The organism is Brevundimonas terrae (genome assembly GCF_011761985.1).
GTDB lineage: Bacteria > Pseudomonadota > Alphaproteobacteria > Caulobacterales > Caulobacteraceae > Brevundimonas > Brevundimonas terrae.
The window spans coordinates 90,975-107,005 of sequence record NZ_JAASQT010000004.1 but is presented as its reverse complement, the minus strand read 5'-3'; the positions used below and the strand labels follow the sequence as shown (position 1 = coordinate 107,005).

The 16,031-nt window shown below is 59.9% G+C and carries 14 protein-coding genes; 5 read left to right on the top strand and 9 right to left on the bottom strand.

Annotated features, from left to right (window positions below):
• Window positions 1-3: 3 nt before the first annotated feature.
• Entirely contained in the window at window positions 4-1,164 is a 1,161-nt protein-coding gene (locus tag FHS64_RS10765; RefSeq protein ID WP_167178215.1) for an anhydro-N-acetylmuramic acid kinase, read from the bottom strand.
• A gap of 178 nt (window positions 1,165-1,342) precedes the next feature.
• Between FHS64_RS10765 and tyrS the strand changes: the two genes are divergently transcribed.
• The 3 genes from tyrS to FHS64_RS14190 all read left to right on the top strand — a co-directional run bounded on the left by tyrS (window position 1,343) and on the right by FHS64_RS14190 (window position 3,983).
• On the top strand, window positions 1,343-2,599 hold the full coding sequence (gene tyrS / locus FHS64_RS10760; protein WP_167178214.1) for a tyrosine--tRNA ligase: 1,257 nt from the start codon (window positions 1,343-1,345) through the stop codon (window positions 2,597-2,599).
• 43 nt (window positions 2,600-2,642) lie between these two features.
• Window positions 2,643-3,110 carry a peroxiredoxin gene (locus FHS64_RS10755; RefSeq protein ID WP_167178213.1) on the top strand — a complete coding sequence of 156 codons (468 nt, stop codon included), beginning with the start codon at window positions 2,643-2,645 and terminating at the stop codon, window positions 3,108-3,110.
• Between the two features lie 132 nt (window positions 3,111-3,242).
• Window positions 3,243-3,983, top strand: a complete 741-nt coding sequence (locus FHS64_RS14190) for a bactofilin family protein (protein ID WP_243862940.1) — start codon at window positions 3,243-3,245, stop codon at window positions 3,981-3,983.
• Window positions 3,984-4,056: 73 nt separating this feature from the next.
• On the opposite strand, the gene prfB is transcribed toward FHS64_RS14190, so the two are convergent.
• From prfB to dapA, 4 genes are all read right to left on the bottom strand, one after another.
• Window positions 4,057-5,170 (bottom strand): peptide chain release factor 2 gene (gene prfB, locus FHS64_RS10745; RefSeq protein ID WP_167178212.1). Its coding sequence is split into 2 segments (ribosomal slippage): window positions 4,057-5,100 and window positions 5,102-5,170, totalling 1,113 coding nucleotides; the frame shifts between segments, so codons are not numbered across the junction.
• Between the two features lie 109 nt (window positions 5,171-5,279).
• Window positions 5,280-7,703 (bottom strand): penicillin-binding protein 1A, encoded by a 2,424-nt coding sequence (locus FHS64_RS10740; protein ID WP_167178211.1) that lies wholly within the window; start codon window positions 7,701-7,703, stop codon window positions 5,280-5,282.
• A 78-nt stretch (window positions 7,704-7,781) separates the two neighbouring features.
• Window positions 7,782-8,252, bottom strand: a complete 471-nt coding sequence (gene smpB / locus FHS64_RS10735) for an SsrA-binding protein SmpB (protein ID WP_167178210.1) — start codon at window positions 8,250-8,252, stop codon at window positions 7,782-7,784.
• Window positions 8,252-9,136, bottom strand: a complete 885-nt coding sequence (gene dapA, locus FHS64_RS10730) for a 4-hydroxy-tetrahydrodipicolinate synthase (protein ID WP_167178209.1) — start codon at window positions 9,134-9,136, stop codon at window positions 8,252-8,254. The genes smpB and dapA overlap by 1 nt, the downstream gene beginning before the upstream one ends.
• A gap of 102 nt (window positions 9,137-9,238) precedes the next feature.
• On the opposite strand from dapA, the gene FHS64_RS10725 reads away from it, so the two are divergent.
• Entirely contained in the window at window positions 9,239-11,287 is a 2,049-nt protein-coding gene (locus FHS64_RS10725; RefSeq protein WP_167178208.1) for a lytic transglycosylase domain-containing protein, read from the top strand.
• A 1-nt stretch (window position 11,288) separates the two neighbouring features.
• Here FHS64_RS10725 and FHS64_RS10720 read toward each other — a convergent pair whose 3' ends face one another.
• Genes FHS64_RS10720 through FHS64_RS10705 form a run of 4 tightly spaced genes read right to left on the bottom strand, consistent with a single transcriptional unit; the run spans window position 11,289 to window position 14,465 of the window.
• The gene (locus tag FHS64_RS10720) at window positions 11,289-12,041 is read right to left on the bottom strand and encodes an ATP-binding cassette domain-containing protein (RefSeq protein ID WP_167178207.1); all 753 of its coding nucleotides are present in this window, start codon (window positions 12,039-12,041) and stop codon (window positions 11,289-11,291) included.
• Window positions 12,038-13,027, bottom strand: coding sequence for a FecCD family ABC transporter permease (locus FHS64_RS10715; RefSeq protein ID WP_243862939.1), 990 nt, complete (start codon window positions 13,025-13,027; stop codon window positions 12,038-12,040). Before FHS64_RS10715 ends, FHS64_RS10720 begins: the two co-directional genes overlap by 4 nt.
• Window positions 13,024-13,794 (bottom strand): ABC transporter substrate-binding protein, encoded by a 771-nt coding sequence (locus tag FHS64_RS10710; RefSeq protein WP_243862938.1) that lies wholly within the window; start codon window positions 13,792-13,794, stop codon window positions 13,024-13,026. The genes FHS64_RS10715 and FHS64_RS10710 overlap by 4 nt, the downstream gene beginning before the upstream one ends.
• A 41-nt stretch (window positions 13,795-13,835) precedes the next feature.
• Window positions 13,836-14,465 (bottom strand): TetR/AcrR family transcriptional regulator, encoded by a 630-nt coding sequence (locus FHS64_RS10705; protein ID WP_167178205.1) that lies wholly within the window; start codon window positions 14,463-14,465, stop codon window positions 13,836-13,838.
• 115 nt (window positions 14,466-14,580) lie between these two features.
• On the opposite strand from FHS64_RS10705, the gene FHS64_RS10700 reads away from it, so the two are divergent.
• A complete protein-coding gene (locus FHS64_RS10700) occupies window positions 14,581-16,029 on the top strand; it encodes a glycosyltransferase family 2 protein (protein WP_167178204.1) in 1,449 nt (482 codons plus the stop codon).
• The last annotated feature ends 2 nt before the right edge of the window (window positions 16,030-16,031 follow it).

Here is a 16,031-nt window from a genome sequence, read left to right as displayed (position 1 = left end):
CATTTAAACGTCATCGGGTTCGTAACCCGGTTCATCTCCGGGATGGGCCGTGCGACCACCCGTCATAGGCTGCGCCACACCCGTCGTGCCGGGGAAGCTGATCGGCAGGCCCAGATGGCTACGAGCCGCCAGATAGGCAAAGGCCTCGGCCTCGATGCTGTCACCGCGCCAGCCGTGATCTTCGGCGGTCGCAACCGGCATTTTCAGGCGCGCCTTGATGGCCTCCATCAGTGCCGGATTGTGCCGCCCACCGCCACAGACCACGATCTGGTTCGGCACCTCGCCACAGCGGGCCACGCCCAGTGCCACCGCTTCGGCAGCAAAGGCCGTCAGCGTCGCGGCGGCATCTTCAAGCGTCAGGTGCTCGACCGCATCCAGCGAGAAGTCAAAACGATCCAGCGATTTTGGCCCTGATGCTGCGAAATACGGATGGGACAGATAATCTTCGAGCGCAGCCTTATCGACAGTGCCCGCACGCGCCAACTGGCCACCTTCATCCATCCGCTTACGGGTGCGCGATTGAACCAGCAGGTCCACCATGCCGTTCGCAGGGCCGGTATCAAAGGCTTGTAGCTCGCCATCCGAACGGATCAGCGTGATATTGCCGACCCCGCCCAGATTCAGCACCGCCACCGGCCCCTTCAGGCCCGACCAGCGTACCAGTGCGGCATGATAGACGGGGGCCAAGGGCGCACCCTGCCCGCCCGCAGCCACATCCGCCGTACGGAAATCATAAACGACCGGAAGTCCCAGCCCGTCGGCCACGGCGACCGCATCAATCAGTTGCACCGTACGGCCCGCCAGTTCCGGCGTCGGCGCTTCGTGCAAAACGGTCTGGCCGTGAACCCCAACCAGATCGAGGTTCTTCACCCCGTTCATGGCCATGAAGCCCAGAGACGCCGCCAGGTGGGCATCGGCCACCGCCATGCGCGCATCATCAAAGCTCTCGGGTTCTTCCTCGTCACGTTCCCAATCAAAGGCGTCTTCGATCGCGTACTCGATCAGGGTGCGCGTCTCGGCATCCAGCTTCATCTCGCCGGACGGGCCGAAAGCCAGAATGTCGTGACCATCCGTCTCGATCACCGCCATATCGACGGCATCAAGAGACGTTCCGGTCATAAAGCCAAGGACACGAAGAGACGTAGGGGGAGATTGATCGGTCATCTCGCTTGACTGCCACGTCCCGCCCGCTGTAGCTAGCACCCATGATCGCCTGTGACGCTCTTTTCGCCACCTATTATTACGGCCTCGATTAAACGAGCGGCCGCGATCACTGCCGCCCAATATTTGGTGGCTCAATTTCTCGAAAGACGGCCGCCGTTTCCAATGCTACGGACCCGCTATGACCGAGATTGCTTTTAAATCCGACTTCCTCAAAACACTGCAGGAACGCGGCTATATTCACCAGATCACCCACCCTGTAGAGCTGGATGAAGCTGCTGGTTCGGGCATTGTAACGGGGTATATCGGCTTTGATGCCACGGCTCCGTCGCTGCACGTCGGCTCGCTGATCCAGATTATGATGCTGCGCCGCCTGCAACAGGCTGGCCACAAGCCCATCGTCCTTATGGGCGGCGGCACGACCCGCGTGGGTGATCCGACCGGCAAGGATGCCTCGCGCCCGCAACTGACCGACGAAACCATTCAGGCCAATATTGACGGCATCCAGAAGGTGTTCGCCAAATTCCTGAAATTTGGCGACGGCCCGACCGATGCGGTCATGGTCAATAACGACGACTGGCTGTCCAAGTTCGGCTACATCCAGTTCCTGCGCGATTTCGGCACCCACTTCACCATCAACCGCATGTTGAGCTTCGACTCGGTCAAGCTGCGCCTCGAGCGCGAGCAGCCGATGACCTTCCTCGAATTCAACTACATGCTGATGCAGTCGGTCGACTTCCTGGAACTGAACCGCGCCATGGGTGTGAACCTGCAAATGGGCGGTTCCGACCAGTGGGGCAACATCACCTCGGGTGTCGATCTGGTGCGCCGCGTGGACCAGAAGTCGGCCTTTGGTCTGACCACACCGCTGCTGACGACGGCCTCGGGTGGCAAGATGGGCAAGACCATGGGCGGCGCCATCTGGCTGAACGCCGAACAGCTCAGCCCCTACGATTACTGGCAGTTCTGGCGCAATGCCGAAGATGCCGATGTCGGTCGTTTCATGCGCCTGTACACCGATCTGACGATGGAAGAGATCGCCGTATTCGAGGCGATGGAAGGCGCGCAGATCAACGAGGCCAAAAAGGCCCTCGCAGATGCGGCCACCACCCTGATGCACGGCGAGGAAGCCGCCAAAACGGCCCGCGCCGCTTCGGAAGCAGCCTTTGAAAAAGGCCAGCTTTCCGCTGACCTTCCGACGGTCGAACTGCCGCGCGACGAAGTGATCGGGGCCATGATCGCCGCCGTCACCACCAAGGCTGGTCTCAGTGGCTCGAACGGTGAAGCCCGCCGTCTGGCACAAGGTGGAGGTCTGCGTTTGAACGACGTGGCCATCAATGACGGCGCGCAGCTGATCACCGATGCCGACGTCAATGCAGACGGTGTCATCAAGCTGGGTGCCGGCAAGAAGAAGATCGTGCTGGTCAAGCCGGTCTAAAGACTGAAATGGCGCGGGTGCGCCGGAAGTGGATTTTTACGACATGAGCCAAATCGCAGAGAACACACCGGCCCCCGCGCTGAACATCGCCACGGATGGCGACGGACGCTTCGACCTGTCCGCCCACAAAGGGCAAAAGGTCGTCGTCTATTTCTACCCCAAGGCCGACACGCCCGGCTGCACGACCGAGGGCCTCGATTTTTCGGCACTGCTCGATCAGTTCGCCGCAGCCAATACCGTTGTGATCGGTATATCGCGTGACAAGGTTGCCAAGCTGGACCGCTTCAAAGCCAAGCACGATCTGAAGATCATCCTCGGCTCCGACGAAGATGGCGTGGTCACCGAAGCTTGGGGCGTCTGGATACTCAAAAAGCTCTATGGCCGCGAATATATGGGCATTGAGCGCGCCACCTTCCTCATTGATGCCAGCGGCCAAATCGCCCGCATTTGGCATAATGTGAAGGTTAAGGGTCATGCGGACGATGTTCTGAAAGCCGCCCAGGCGCTGTAAGCAACATCAGGTAAAAACGCAGATTTCTCAATTTGATCGAACGACGTTTTACAGTTGTTATACCTTAGGGGTAACACTGTTTAGTGAGTCGTAATCAACCGTCGCTCCCCCGCGACGGACCGGGAGGACTGTATGTTCAACAAGGGCAAGCCCTACGTTCCGCCGCCGACACGTTCTATGGGCAGTGCAAACGCCCATGACGGATTGCACGATCTGGATGATGCCGAGCTGGAGCTGGACAGTGAAATCCATCCTGAGCCCTCGCCTGCTCCCCGCGCTGCCTACAGCCATGCCGCTGAAGAACGCATGGCTGCCACGCCTCAGGACAGCGCCCTTCACCCCGAAGAGCATGCTTCTGACGTCGACCTGATTTCAACCCAGACCCAAACCCATGCCTCGGCGGACGATAGCTGGTCAGGTGGCCGCCTCAGTTCGGGCGGTTATGGCAGCGGTGGCGGCTCCGGTGGCGGTGGTCATGGCGGATCGGGCGCTGGTGGTGGTCATGGTGGTGGCTCCACGCCCGCCAACCCTACGCGCGAGGCCGCATCGGTACTTGCCAACGGTATGACCTTCGAAGGCGACATCTCCGGTGTTGGCCAACTGGTCATCGAGGGCGTTGTCAAAGGCGACATCCGCGTCTCGCAAGTCCTCATCAACGAAAAAGGAACAGTCGAAGGGACGGTTCATGCCGACCAGCTCGACGTGCGTGGACGTATTGCCGGTGCCATCGTGGCCAAACAGGTGCGTCTGCATCCGACCTCGCGTGTCGAGGGCGATATCACGCAAGAACAGATCACGATTGAACGCGGTGCATGGTTCTCGGGTCGCTCGACCCAGGCCAAACGCGGAGACGAACTCGTAGAAGCGGACTAAAGCCGCTCGTTTACAGTCATAGAAAAGGGGATGGCTCACACCATCCCCTTTGTCGTTTCAGCTTCAGGCCCAATCAGCCTTCGCGCGTCTCACCCACACGGGCAGCCAAGGCGGCCCCCATAAAGGCATCCAGATCGCCGTCCAGAACACCTTGCGTGTCCGATGTTTCGACATTGGTACGCAGGTCTTTGACCATCTGGTACGGCTGTAGAACATAGGATCTGATCTGGTGACCCCAACCAATATCGGTCTTGGCATCAGCCAAAGCCTGAGCGGCAGCTTCACGTTTTTGCAGTTCCAGTTCGTACAGACGCGCACGCAGCATCTTCCACGCCTGATCGCGGTTCTGGTGCTGCGAGCGGCCAGCCTGACAGGCCACAACCGTATTGGTCGGAATGTGCGTCAAACGCACAGCCGAGTCGGTTTTGTTGATGTGCTGACCACCCGCGCCCGAGGCACGGTAGGTGTCGGTACGAACATCGGCCGGATTGATATCAATCTCGATGGTGTCGTCGACAACGGGTGAAACTCCGATCGAAGCAAACGAAGTGTGGCGCTTGGCTGCGGCGTCATACGGGCTGATGCGCACCAGACGGTGAACGCCTGATTCCGACTTCAACCAGCCATAGGCATTGGGGCCCTTCACCAGAATGGTGGCGGACTTGATGCCAGCCTGTTCGCCAGACTCTTCGGCCTCGAGGTCAACCTCGTAGCCGTGAGCCTTTGCCCAGCGCGTGTACATACGCAGCAGGATACCCGCCCAGTCATTCGACTCGGTGCCACCGGCACCCGAGTTCACTTCCAGATAGGCGTCGTTGCCATCGGCCTCACCCGAAAGCAGGGCTTCCAGTTCGGCGCGCGCGGCACGTTCCTTGATGGCTTTCAAATTCGAGCGGGCTTCCTCGAGGGCAGCTTCATCGCCTTCCTCGTCAGCCATTTCTGCCAGCATCAGACCGTCTTCGAGATCACGTTCCATCTCTTTGACGGTGTTGACCTGGGCCTCAAGACGCGAACGCTCGCGGCTGACGGCCTGAGCCTGTTCGGGATTGTCCCACAGTGTCGGATCTTCGACACGGGCATTCAGCTCGTCGAGCTTTCTTAGAGCGACATCCCAGTCAAAGTCGCCTCCTGAGCAGAGCGACGCTCTGCTCGATGTCGGCCTTCATGGCCTCGACATCCAGTCTCATCGCAAACTCCTATGCGATAGCGATATTCCCGCAGCCAATGCGACGGGATCGAAAGATAACGGCGCACCCGTGAACCGGGTGCGCCGCATTTGAGGTGCTAACTAATGCCTCAGTACAATCCGCTCAAGTCTTCAGGCACTTCCTTGCGCGGCGGAGTGGCCGTTGTGTTGCCCGGCTGCTGCGCAGCAGGTGCCGAAGCCGCAGCCTTGGCTTCCTGTTCACGACGCAGCACATCGTAATAATTCTGCGGTCCGGTCGGCTCGACACGCACCGGATCGGCACGAACCTCGCGCTCGGTCCCCGGACGGAAAGCCTCTTCGATACCGTTCACAGTTTTGAAGATTGCATTCTTGGGGCGCACAAACGGGCGGGCCGGGCGCGATTGCAATGCCGTCTGCATGAACTCGCCAAAGATCGGCACCGCCGTCGAAGCCCCTGCTTCGCCACCGCCCAGCGAACGGTTGTCGTCGAAGCCCACAAACACGCCCACGACAACATCCGCAGAATAGCCGACGAACCACGCCGAACGGTATTCATTGGTCGTGCCGGTCTTGCCCGCAATATGCGGCCCCAAATTACGCACACGCGCCGCCGTGCCGCGCTGGACCACACCTTCCAGCATGGAGGTGATCTGGTACGCCGTGATCGGGTCGATCACCTGACGTCCACGATCTTCCAGACGCGGAGACTCCTGCCCCGAGAAGGAGCGCGTGCAATCGCGGCAGGTGCGGCGGTCGGCACGCTGGATGGTCTTGCCATAACGATCCTGAACCACTTCGATCAGATACGGATCAATGCGGCGACCACCATTGGCAAAGGCCGCATAGGCTGCCGTGATCTGATAAGGCGTGGTTTCCCCTGCCCCCAGCGACATCGCCAGATTGGCGTCCATGTCATCGACGACGCCCATCTTTTTGGACAGGTCCACGATATTGCGCATGCCTACAGCCTGGGCCAAGCGCACCGTCATGACGTTACGCGACAGCTCAAGTCCCCGACGCAGGGTCTGCGGACCATAGAAGCGACGGCTATAGTTGGATGGCGACCACGGCTTGCCGCCGGCACCGCCGGGGAAGCTGATAGGTGCATCCAGCACAATCGAAACCGGCGTGAAATCACCTTCGAGTGCCGCCGCATATACGAACGGCTTATAGGCCGAACCCGATTGACGGCGGGCCTGCGTGGCACGGTTGAAGCTGGACAGACCGTACGAATAGCCGCCGACCATAGCCAGAACACGGCCCGACTGCGGTTCGATGGCGACCAGCGCACCGTTCACGGCCGGAACCTGACGCAGGCCATATTGACCACCTTGCGCCTCTACAAAGATCAGATCACCGCGCTTCAACGGCTTGCGGCTGTTGTTCGACCACGTCACGTCGCTGCCGATCAGGGTCCCCGTGCGATCATCCTTGGCGGTACGGATACGAACCGTATTGCCGCTGACGCTTTCAACAGCAGCAGATTCCCAACTGCGGCGTTCCGGCGGAGTCTGGCGACGCAAGGCCTCGGCTTGCCAGCCGTCTGCAAAGTCAGTTTCACCCCATGCCCCGCGCCAGCCATGGCGGCGGTCATAGTTTTCCAGCCCGTGCATCAGAGCCGCGCGGGCCGCCGACTGAAGCTCCGGATCCAGCGTGGTACGCAGGTAATAGCCCCCGCGGTTGACCTCTTCGGTCCCGAACATGGCGATGGCACGACGGCGAGCTTCCTCGACGAAGAAGTCGGCATCGGCATATTCGGCACGGCGAGGTGCAGCGCGCGCATTCAGCGGGCGTGCCTTTGCGGCGTCACGCTCTTCGGCGGTGATAAAGCCCGCATCCTTCATCTGGCCCAGAACCCAGTTCCGGCGGCCAATAGCGGCCTCGGTCTTGCGGCGCGGGTGATAGTTGGACGGAGCCTTGGGCAGGGCCGCCAGATAGGCCGCTTCTTCAAGCGTCAACTGGTCCAGCGATTTGCCAAAATAATTATAGGCCGCGGCCGCGACACCATAAGAACGATAACCCAGATAGATTTCGTTCACATACAGTTCGAGCAACTGCTCCTTGGTCAGAACCGTCTCGAGGCGCGAGGCCAGAACGGCTTCTTTCAGCTTGCGATCCAGCTTGCTTTCATCGGCCAGCAAGACGTTCTTGGCGACCTGCTGGGTGATGGTCGAGCCACCTTCCAGACGGTTGCCCGACACCACGTTGAACACGTTGCGGAACATGGCGCGGCCGACACCGGAAACGTCGATCCCGCCATGATGGAAGAAGTTGCTGTCCTCGGCGGCCAAAAAGGCCTGAACCACCTGCTCGGGAACCTGATTATAGGTCACATAGATGCGGCGCTGTTCCGAGAACTCGCCGATCAGAGTTCCGTCGCCCGCATAGACGCGCGTCGCCGTAGCCGGGCGATAATTCGCCAGCTCCGACGTATCAGGCAGGTCATGCAGCACATAGGCCGCATACACGGCCACAACGACACCTGCGGCAGCAACAGCACCCATCATGGCCATTCCAGCCATGACGAACCAGCGATTGGCTATTTTCACCATGCACTCCGCAACCGGTCATTCAGACCAAATCCTATCCTGCGCCGCGATCTCTCGCTAGGGCAGACAGGATCAATTCACTCAGCCCTTGTCGCGCAAAAGCCGAGCCTTGTCGCGTTGCCAATCGCGCTCGGCGGTGGCTTCACGTTTGTCATGGTTCTTTTTGCCCTTGGCCAAGGCGATTTCAACCTTGGCCATACCTTTTTCGTTCAGATACAGGCGCACAGGTACAATCGTCCGGCCATCGCGCTGAACCGCCGAAATCATTTTGTCGATCTGGCGTCTGTGCAGCAGCAGCCTGCGATGGCGGCGCGGTTCGTGGTTGAACCGGTTGGCCATCTTATAGGGCGGGATATCGGCATTGATCAGAACCAGATCACGCCCTTCTGGCGAGACATAGCTTTCGGCAATATTGGCCCGACCATCGCGCAAGGCCTTGATCTCGGTACCCAGCAACTGGATACCGGCCTCGATGTGATCCTCGAGAAAATAGTCGTAACGCGCACGACGGTTCTCGGCGATGGTCTTCTGTTTTGGCCCTTGGTCAGCCATTAAATAATCCCTGCTGCCGACATAGCGGCATCAATATGCGGTCGAGCCTCGTCACGCGTAGTCACCAGCGGCAAGAGGACGTCCTCGCCGCAATAGCCCAGACGCGACAACGCATATTTAGTGGGCGACGGCGAATTATCGAGGAACAGAGCCTTGTGGAGGTCGATCAGACGGGCCTGCCATTCGCGGGCCGTGACCAGATCGCCACTCTGAACCGCGTTGTGCAGAGCGACCATAGCTTCTGGAGCGACATTGGACGTGACCGAAATCACGCCTACACCGCCTTGAGCGGCGTAACCGAGATAGCTGGGGTCATCGCCCGAAATCAGGTCAAAACCTTCGTCGATATGGGCGTGCATCCAGCTGACGCGCGGCAGGTCGCCGGTCGCGTCCTTGATGCCGACAATGTTCGGATGCTTGGCCAGTGCCGCCACGGTTTCATTGGCGAGATCCACGCCTGTCCGGCCCGGTACGTTATAAAGCAGGATCGGAATCTGGACAGCATCGGCCACGGCTTCAAAGTGGGCCTGAAGACCGGCTTGCGACGGACGGTTGTAATAGGGCGTCACGGACAACACGCCGTCGGCACCGACCGTCTTGGCAAAACGGGTCAGTTCGATAGCCTTGTCGGTCGCAGAGGCCCCTGCCCCCGCGATCACTTTGATGCGACCAGCCGCCTGTTCGACGCACATTTCGACCACGCGTTTATGCTGGTCGAGATGCAGTGTAGCGCTCTCGCCGGTCGTGCCCATGGGGACAACCCCGTGCACGCCTGCGGCAATTTGGCGTTCCAACAGTTTTTTAAACGCCACTTCGTCCACGTTTCCGTCACGAAGAGGTGTGATCAAGGCGGTGATCACGCCCTTGAACAAATGGGCGATCATAGAAAAACTAACCTGTGCGGAGCATGAGCGGATTGGCCGCTCGAAAATCTTTATGGGGCCAGAGGTTATTTCGCCTAGGGCTTCACCGCAACAAGTAGATGTATGAGGACGAAGAAGCTGATGATTGCGACGACACTCGCAGCCGCTCTGGCGGTCATGGCCCCCCCGACTCAAGACGTGCTTAACAGCGCCCCTGCCGCCTATAGCGCCGCGACTGCTGGCGATATCAGCAGCGCAGACATGTCTTTGGTCCAGCAGGGACTGGCCGCCGCCCGCGCACGCGATGTGGTCGGCACCCAGTCCATCATGTCCTCTATCAGTGACCCCACGGCCCGCAAGCTGGTGGAATGGGCCTTGGTCGATACCTCGGACAAGCAACTATCCTATAGCGAGCTTTTGCGTGCCGAGACCGACCTGAACGGCTGGCCGCGCGCCGAATCACGTCGCAGCGCCGCCGAGCGGGCCTTGCTGGCCTCCGGTTCCGGCAGCGATGCGGTGCTTGCCTTCTTCGGTCAGGCCCAGCCAACCACGGTACAAGGTGCCATCGCGCTCGCCTCGGCCCTGGAACAGGCCGGACGTCGCGACGAGGCGCAGACCTTGATTCGCAACTGGTGGCGCACCGAATCCTTTGATCTGGCCGAGCAGGATCTGATTCTGTCGCGCTGGTCTTCGTGGCTGACCAGTGATGACCATTCGGCACGCATAACGACGCTCCTCAGCGGCCCGCACGGCCCTGCAACCCGCGCCATGGTCAATATGGTACCCGCAGAACGACAGGCCGCCGCCACTGCGGCCATGTCCCTGCGAACCGCCTATGCGCCCGATGCCATCGTTGCCGGACTGTCGCCATCACAGGCGACCGATCCTAATGTTGTGCTGGAACGTGTGAAGCTGTTGCGCTCCGCCAATCACCAGTCCGAGGCGTTTGGTCTGCTGCGCTATCTGCCCGCTGCGCCGAACCATTCGGATGGTCAAAGCGCATTGTGGAACGAGCGCCGCAACTACTTCCTCGATGCACTGCGTATGGGGAACAATCAGGCCGCCTATGACGCCATGAACGGCCACGGCTTCCCTTCTGGTGAGCGCAAGGTCGATGCCGAGTTCTTTGCCGGTTGGGTGGCCCTGACCAAGCTGAACGACCCGCAACGGGCCAGCGCCCATTTCGAAGTGCTGCGTAACACCTCGCAGACACCGATTACGCAAGGGCGTGCGCTATACTGGCTGGGCCGCGCTGCCGAGGCGCAGGGCGATACCGCCACCGCGCAGCAGTATTATACCGCCGGTGCCCAGCACTGGCAGACCTTCTATGGGCAACTGGCCGCCGAAAAGGCCGGTATCTCGACCCTGACCCTGCCGGGCGAACCGGACCCGACCCGCGAGGATCGCCAGCGGTTTGACGGCTACGAAGTGGTCAAGGCCACGCGCATCCTAGGCCAGATGGGCGAAAAGAACCTGATGCGGGTCTTTGCCTATCACCTTGATGACACCCTGCCACTGCCGGTCGATCTGGCCATGCTGTTCGATCTGATGAAGCAGAATGGCGACCAGTTCGGTGCCATGATGGTCGGTCGCGCCGCCAGCGGTCGCGGCATTGTCATGCCCGAACGCATGTATCCGGTTCAGTTGCCGCAACAGGTCGCGGGCATGGCTCCGAACGATTTTGCTCTGGCCATCACCCGTCAGGAATCCAGCTTTGATCCTCTGGTCCGATCACATGCCGATGCGCGTGGCATGATGCAGCTTCTGCCCGCAACCGCGCGCGGTGTGGCACGACGCATGGGACGCTCGTTCAGCGACGACCAGTTGTGGGATGCCGAAACCAATATGACGCTGGGCAGCTATCATCTGGGCGAGTTGCTGAACAATTTCGGCCAGTCACCGCTTCTGGCCGCCGTCGGCTACAATGCCGGACCCGCCCGTCCGCCCCAATGGACAGCCCGTTGCGGCGATCCACGTCAGGCGCAGGTCGACCCCATCGACTTCATCGAATGTGCGCCCTTCACAGAGACGCGCAACTATATGATGCGGGTTATGGAAAACATGCAGATCTACCGCGCGCGCCTGAACGGAGGTTCGGCTCCGCTGACACCATCGGCCGATCTGGCGCGGGGCACGCCCCCCTATTCGGGACCGCGCCCCTACCAGCCCTGATCTAAAGACGACGGGTCGCCAAAAGCGGCCCGTTTTCTGTTTCGATCCACTGTCCCGCAATGCGAAAATGTTCGCGCAGAATATCGGGCGTCAGCGCGTCCAGCGGCTTGGCATCGGCCACAATACGTCCGTCTGCGACGACGATAACGCGGTCGGCAAACTTGGCTGCTGCGCTCAGGTCATGCAGACTGAGTAAGACTGCAGAATGCCCTTCAGCCCGCTCGCGCAGGCGTTCCAGAACCAACAACTCCGCGTCGGGATCAAGCCCCGCCACAGGCTCATCGGCAATCAGAACCGGCGCATCGGTCACCATAGCACGGGCCAAAAGCACACGCGCCCGCTCGCCACCGGACATATCCGCTACGCCACGCATGGCCAGATGGCCGACCCCGACCATGTCCAGTGCGCGTTGAGCGCGGCCCATAATATCGGACTGGCCCAGATGAAGCCCGCCCAAGGCAGCCACCTCGATCGCTGGCAGGTTCCACGCAATCAGACGTTCTTGCGCCAGATAGGCTACGGCTTCACCACGCTGGTGTGATGAAAGGGTTTTCAGATCGCGTCCATGGATCGCGACATGGCCCGCCTTGGGTTTATGCAAACCCGCCGCCAGCTTGAGCAATGTCGATTTACCGGCACCGTTGGGCCCGCATATGGCGACCATTTCGCCGCCCTCGACACTCAGCGATGCCTGTAGCAGCACCGGCTTGCGTTCGATTTCGACGCTGGCCTCATGAAGGGTCAACAGGCTCACAGCCGCCACTCCCGCGCCGCACGCCACGCCATAATGGCAAACAGAGGCGCACCAATCAGCGCTGTGAACACACCCAGTTTCAGTTCCTGATCCGTCGGGATCAGCCGCGTCGCCAGATCGGCCAGCACCAGTATCAGACCGCCCATCAGGGCCGATGGTAAAAGAATACGCCCCGGATCGCCACGCACGCTGGAACGCACCAGATGCGGTGCTGCCAAACCCACAAAGCCGATCACACCCGCAACGGCCACGGCTGCACCCGATGCGACCGCTGCCGCCAACAAGGCCCAGACACGCAGTTGCGCCAAGGGAAGCCCCGACGCGCGGGCAACATCCTCGCCAAGGGTCAGCATACGAAGACCCGACAGGGCCAGACGCGCAAAAAATGCCGATATGCCCAGCGCCACGGCGACCCACATAACGTCAAACCAGCTGCGATTGGCCACAGAACCCAGCAGCCAGCTCATCACCTCGGCAGAGGCCACAGGTGATGGCGAGAGGTTGAAAATCAAAGCCGTGGCCGCACCCGAGAAGCTGGACAAGGCAACACCAAACAGGATCAGGGCCTCGGGCGCTTTCAAACGTGCGCCCACCACAACCAGCAGACCACCGGCAAGCGCAGCCCCGACCAATGCCGCCACTTCGACAGCGCCTGGAATGGCGGCAAAGCCTGCGATAATCGCCATGGCTGCTGCACAGGCCGCCGTACCCGATACGCCAATCACACCCGGTTCTGCCAAGGGATTACGCAACAACCCCTGCATCACAGCCCCCGCCAGCCCCAGTGCTGCCCCCACCAAAAGCGCACACAATGCGCGTGGCAAACGGATTTGCCACAACACCGCAGCTTCGCCCGAAGATGGATCGGTAAAGGCCCGTCCATAGGCCGCCAAGTCCAGAACCGTTTCGCCAAAACTGACAGCAAAAGCGACGGCCAGAACCAGCGCGACAATCAGCACCGCAATCAAAACCGATGAACGGATCATGGATCGACCTTCGCCAGTGTCGTTACCGCATCGGCGGCGAACCATGCCGGACATGTCAGTGTTGACGCCGGAAGATCGGCTACGGTTCGTTTCTGCATCAGCCCCTTTAACACTGGATGGCGCCCTGTTCCGCGCCAGTCAGCCATCAGTTGCTCAAAAAATCCGCGCACAAAAAGCAGGGGCGGATTAAGCAAAGCGCGCTCCAAGCCCAAAGGCTGATAGCCCGCAGCCCTAGTTCCGTTTTTGAACCCCGCCGCCCGCAACACACTGTCGATCAGCGTTTCGGGTCCGGCGGTAAAACCGCTGGCCGTCAGATAGGTGGCACTCCGTCCCTGCCCGCGCCCCTGCGAGGCTTGCAGTTTCGCATCCATATCGCGGATCAGATCATCACCACGTTCGCTTGCCCGCAAGGCTTTCGACACAGTCTGGATATTCTGGCGAATACCTTCAAAATTCTGACTGTCGTTGATAGTCGCCACGGTGATGCCGTCGGCTTCCAGTCGAGACAGCAAACGCATATCCCCGCCCCAGTATCGCACCACCACATCGGGCCTGAAGGCTACAGCCGCTTCCAGAGTAGGCCTTATCCGCCGATGCCCCTTTGCCGCCTCGCGCAAAGAGGCGTCAGGATCATCCGCACGCGGCGACAGCCGTACCTCGGCATCCGGCCTGAGCGCCAGAACATACTGGTCGGCGCATTGGTCCAGCGACATCACCCGCAATGGCGCAGACCATGATTTTTCCGCCGGTGCGCAAACAAGTATCATCACCGCCAAAGTCGAACCCGCACGCATAACCAAACTCAAGCTCACTGCGTTTCCAGTGCCTTGAGCAGGATATCCAGCTGCGTGTTGATCAGATCTTCGCGATCCGCCCAATCCACATGCGGCTTCATCATCACAATCGAGACCAGCCCATGCGTGCTGGCCAATAGAATCTGGGCCAAGACCTTGGCGCGCTGCGGCTCATGCCCTGACGGCAAGGCCTGTTCGACGCCGCGTTCGAAACTGCTGTACAGCTCGGCGGCAACCACACGGGCCAAACCTTGCTCGTCCGCATAGATCTGGACGACCGGCGTCATGAAGGCCAAGCGATAGGCATTGGCGTTTTCAAACCCGAAACTGACATAGCTATGCAGCAGTCGGCGCAAGCGCACCAACGGGTCTTTCTCCGTCTCAGCCAGTTCCTGACAGCGCATCAGCAAGGTCGAGAACGCGTGCTGGCAAATCTCGTTCAGGATTTCGCTCTTGTCCCGAAAATGCAGATAAAGCGCCGTCGATGACACGCCTACGGCGTCGGCAATCTTGCGGATAGTTGCGCCTTCATAGCCATCTGCGACGAAAATCAGCTCGGCAGCCGCAAGGATTTCGCCACGGCGAACATGGCCTTCGCCCTTCGGTTTGCGAACCGAGCGTGCCTTAGGCGTTTGGTCAGTCATTTGGGCCTCCGGCTACTGCCTGCTCATCCTAGGGCTGATTGCGCGGTCTTTCCAAGGTTGCGTATGGTCAAGCTTATATCTAATAATCAAATAACAGCGTTTTCTTGGGGGAGAAATGCGCAGTTTGATTAAACGACCCAGCACACATACCCGCGTGGCCTATGCTTGCGAGGCCGCAAGGGGAGCCACTATCGCATTTCGGATCATAGGGCTTTGCGCTTTCTCAATCGCATTGGGCCTGTGGTGCGCGATTAATACGCAATGGGCCACCGCTTTACTCTGGGGGTTCCAAGGCGTTCTGATCGTCTTTGCGCTGTGGCGTTTGGCACTGGTGTTTCTGAGCGCTCCAAAGCCCCAACCGGTCACTCCGCCTGATACATGGCCCCGATACACAATCATGGCGGCGCTCTATCGCGAGGCTACGATCTTGCCTCAACTGGTTCAACGGCTTTCGCTCATTGATTATCCAGCCGATGCGCTGGAATGTTTTCTGCTGCTCGAAATTGATGACACCGAAACCATCGCAGTGGCCCGTTCATTGCGCTTACCGCCATGGATGAGCGTAGTGGTCGTTCCAGCCGGTAGCCCTAAAACCAAACCTCGCGCTCTGAACTATGGACTGGGACTGGCCTCGGGAACATTCCTCACAATCTATGACGCCGAAGACTCCCCCGATCCTGCACAGTTAAAAGAGGCCGCTTCTCGTTTTCTCGCCGAGCCATCCGATACAAGGCGTCCCCTTGCCTGTTTGCAAGCCCCGCTAAGGATAGGCCGCAAGCACAAGGCTGCGATCAGCTCCGACATTCTCGATCGTCAATTTGCCGCCGAATATGCGGGCCTGTTCGAGGTCATCTTGCCGGGCATGGCGCGGCTGGGCCTGCCCTTTCCCCTTGGCGGAACGAGTAACCATTTTCGGGTAGAGACCCTGCGTCGCATCGGGGGCTGGGATGCCTATAATGTCACCGAAGACGCCGATCTGGGTTTTCGCCTTTGGCGTGACGGCTGGTCACTGGGCACAATTTCCAGTCCGACATGGGAAACACCGCCCGGCAGGTTCAAGCTTTGGCTTCCTCAAAGAACCCGTTGGCTGAAGGGTTTCATGCAAACCCTCGCCGTTCACCTTTTCAAACCCGGGCTGGGCTTCAAAGGTCTGTGGGCCATGCTGACCACATTGATCGCCGGACTGGTTGCCGCGTCTATCCACGGATACGCTTTGGCAACGATCACCATGATCGCGCTTCTGGGGATTCTGTCGTTTGAAATTCCTCAACTCCAGATTTCGGCCTTTGCCGTCATGATCACCGGCTACATAGCCTCGTGGATGACATGCATCGTCGGCACACGCCGTATCGGCCTGACCTATGGAGCCAAGGAGTTTGCGCTGGCTCCCCTCTATTGGGGTTTGCTGACTCTCGCATTTTTCCATGCCCTGGTGCGTCTGGTCTTCCAGCCACACACTTGGGATAAAACCCCGCATATGCCCGATGTGCCTGTGGCGGACTTGCATACACCGATCATCAGACCACGCTATTCGGAAGCGACCGCTGGACGAGAGGCCGCCTGACG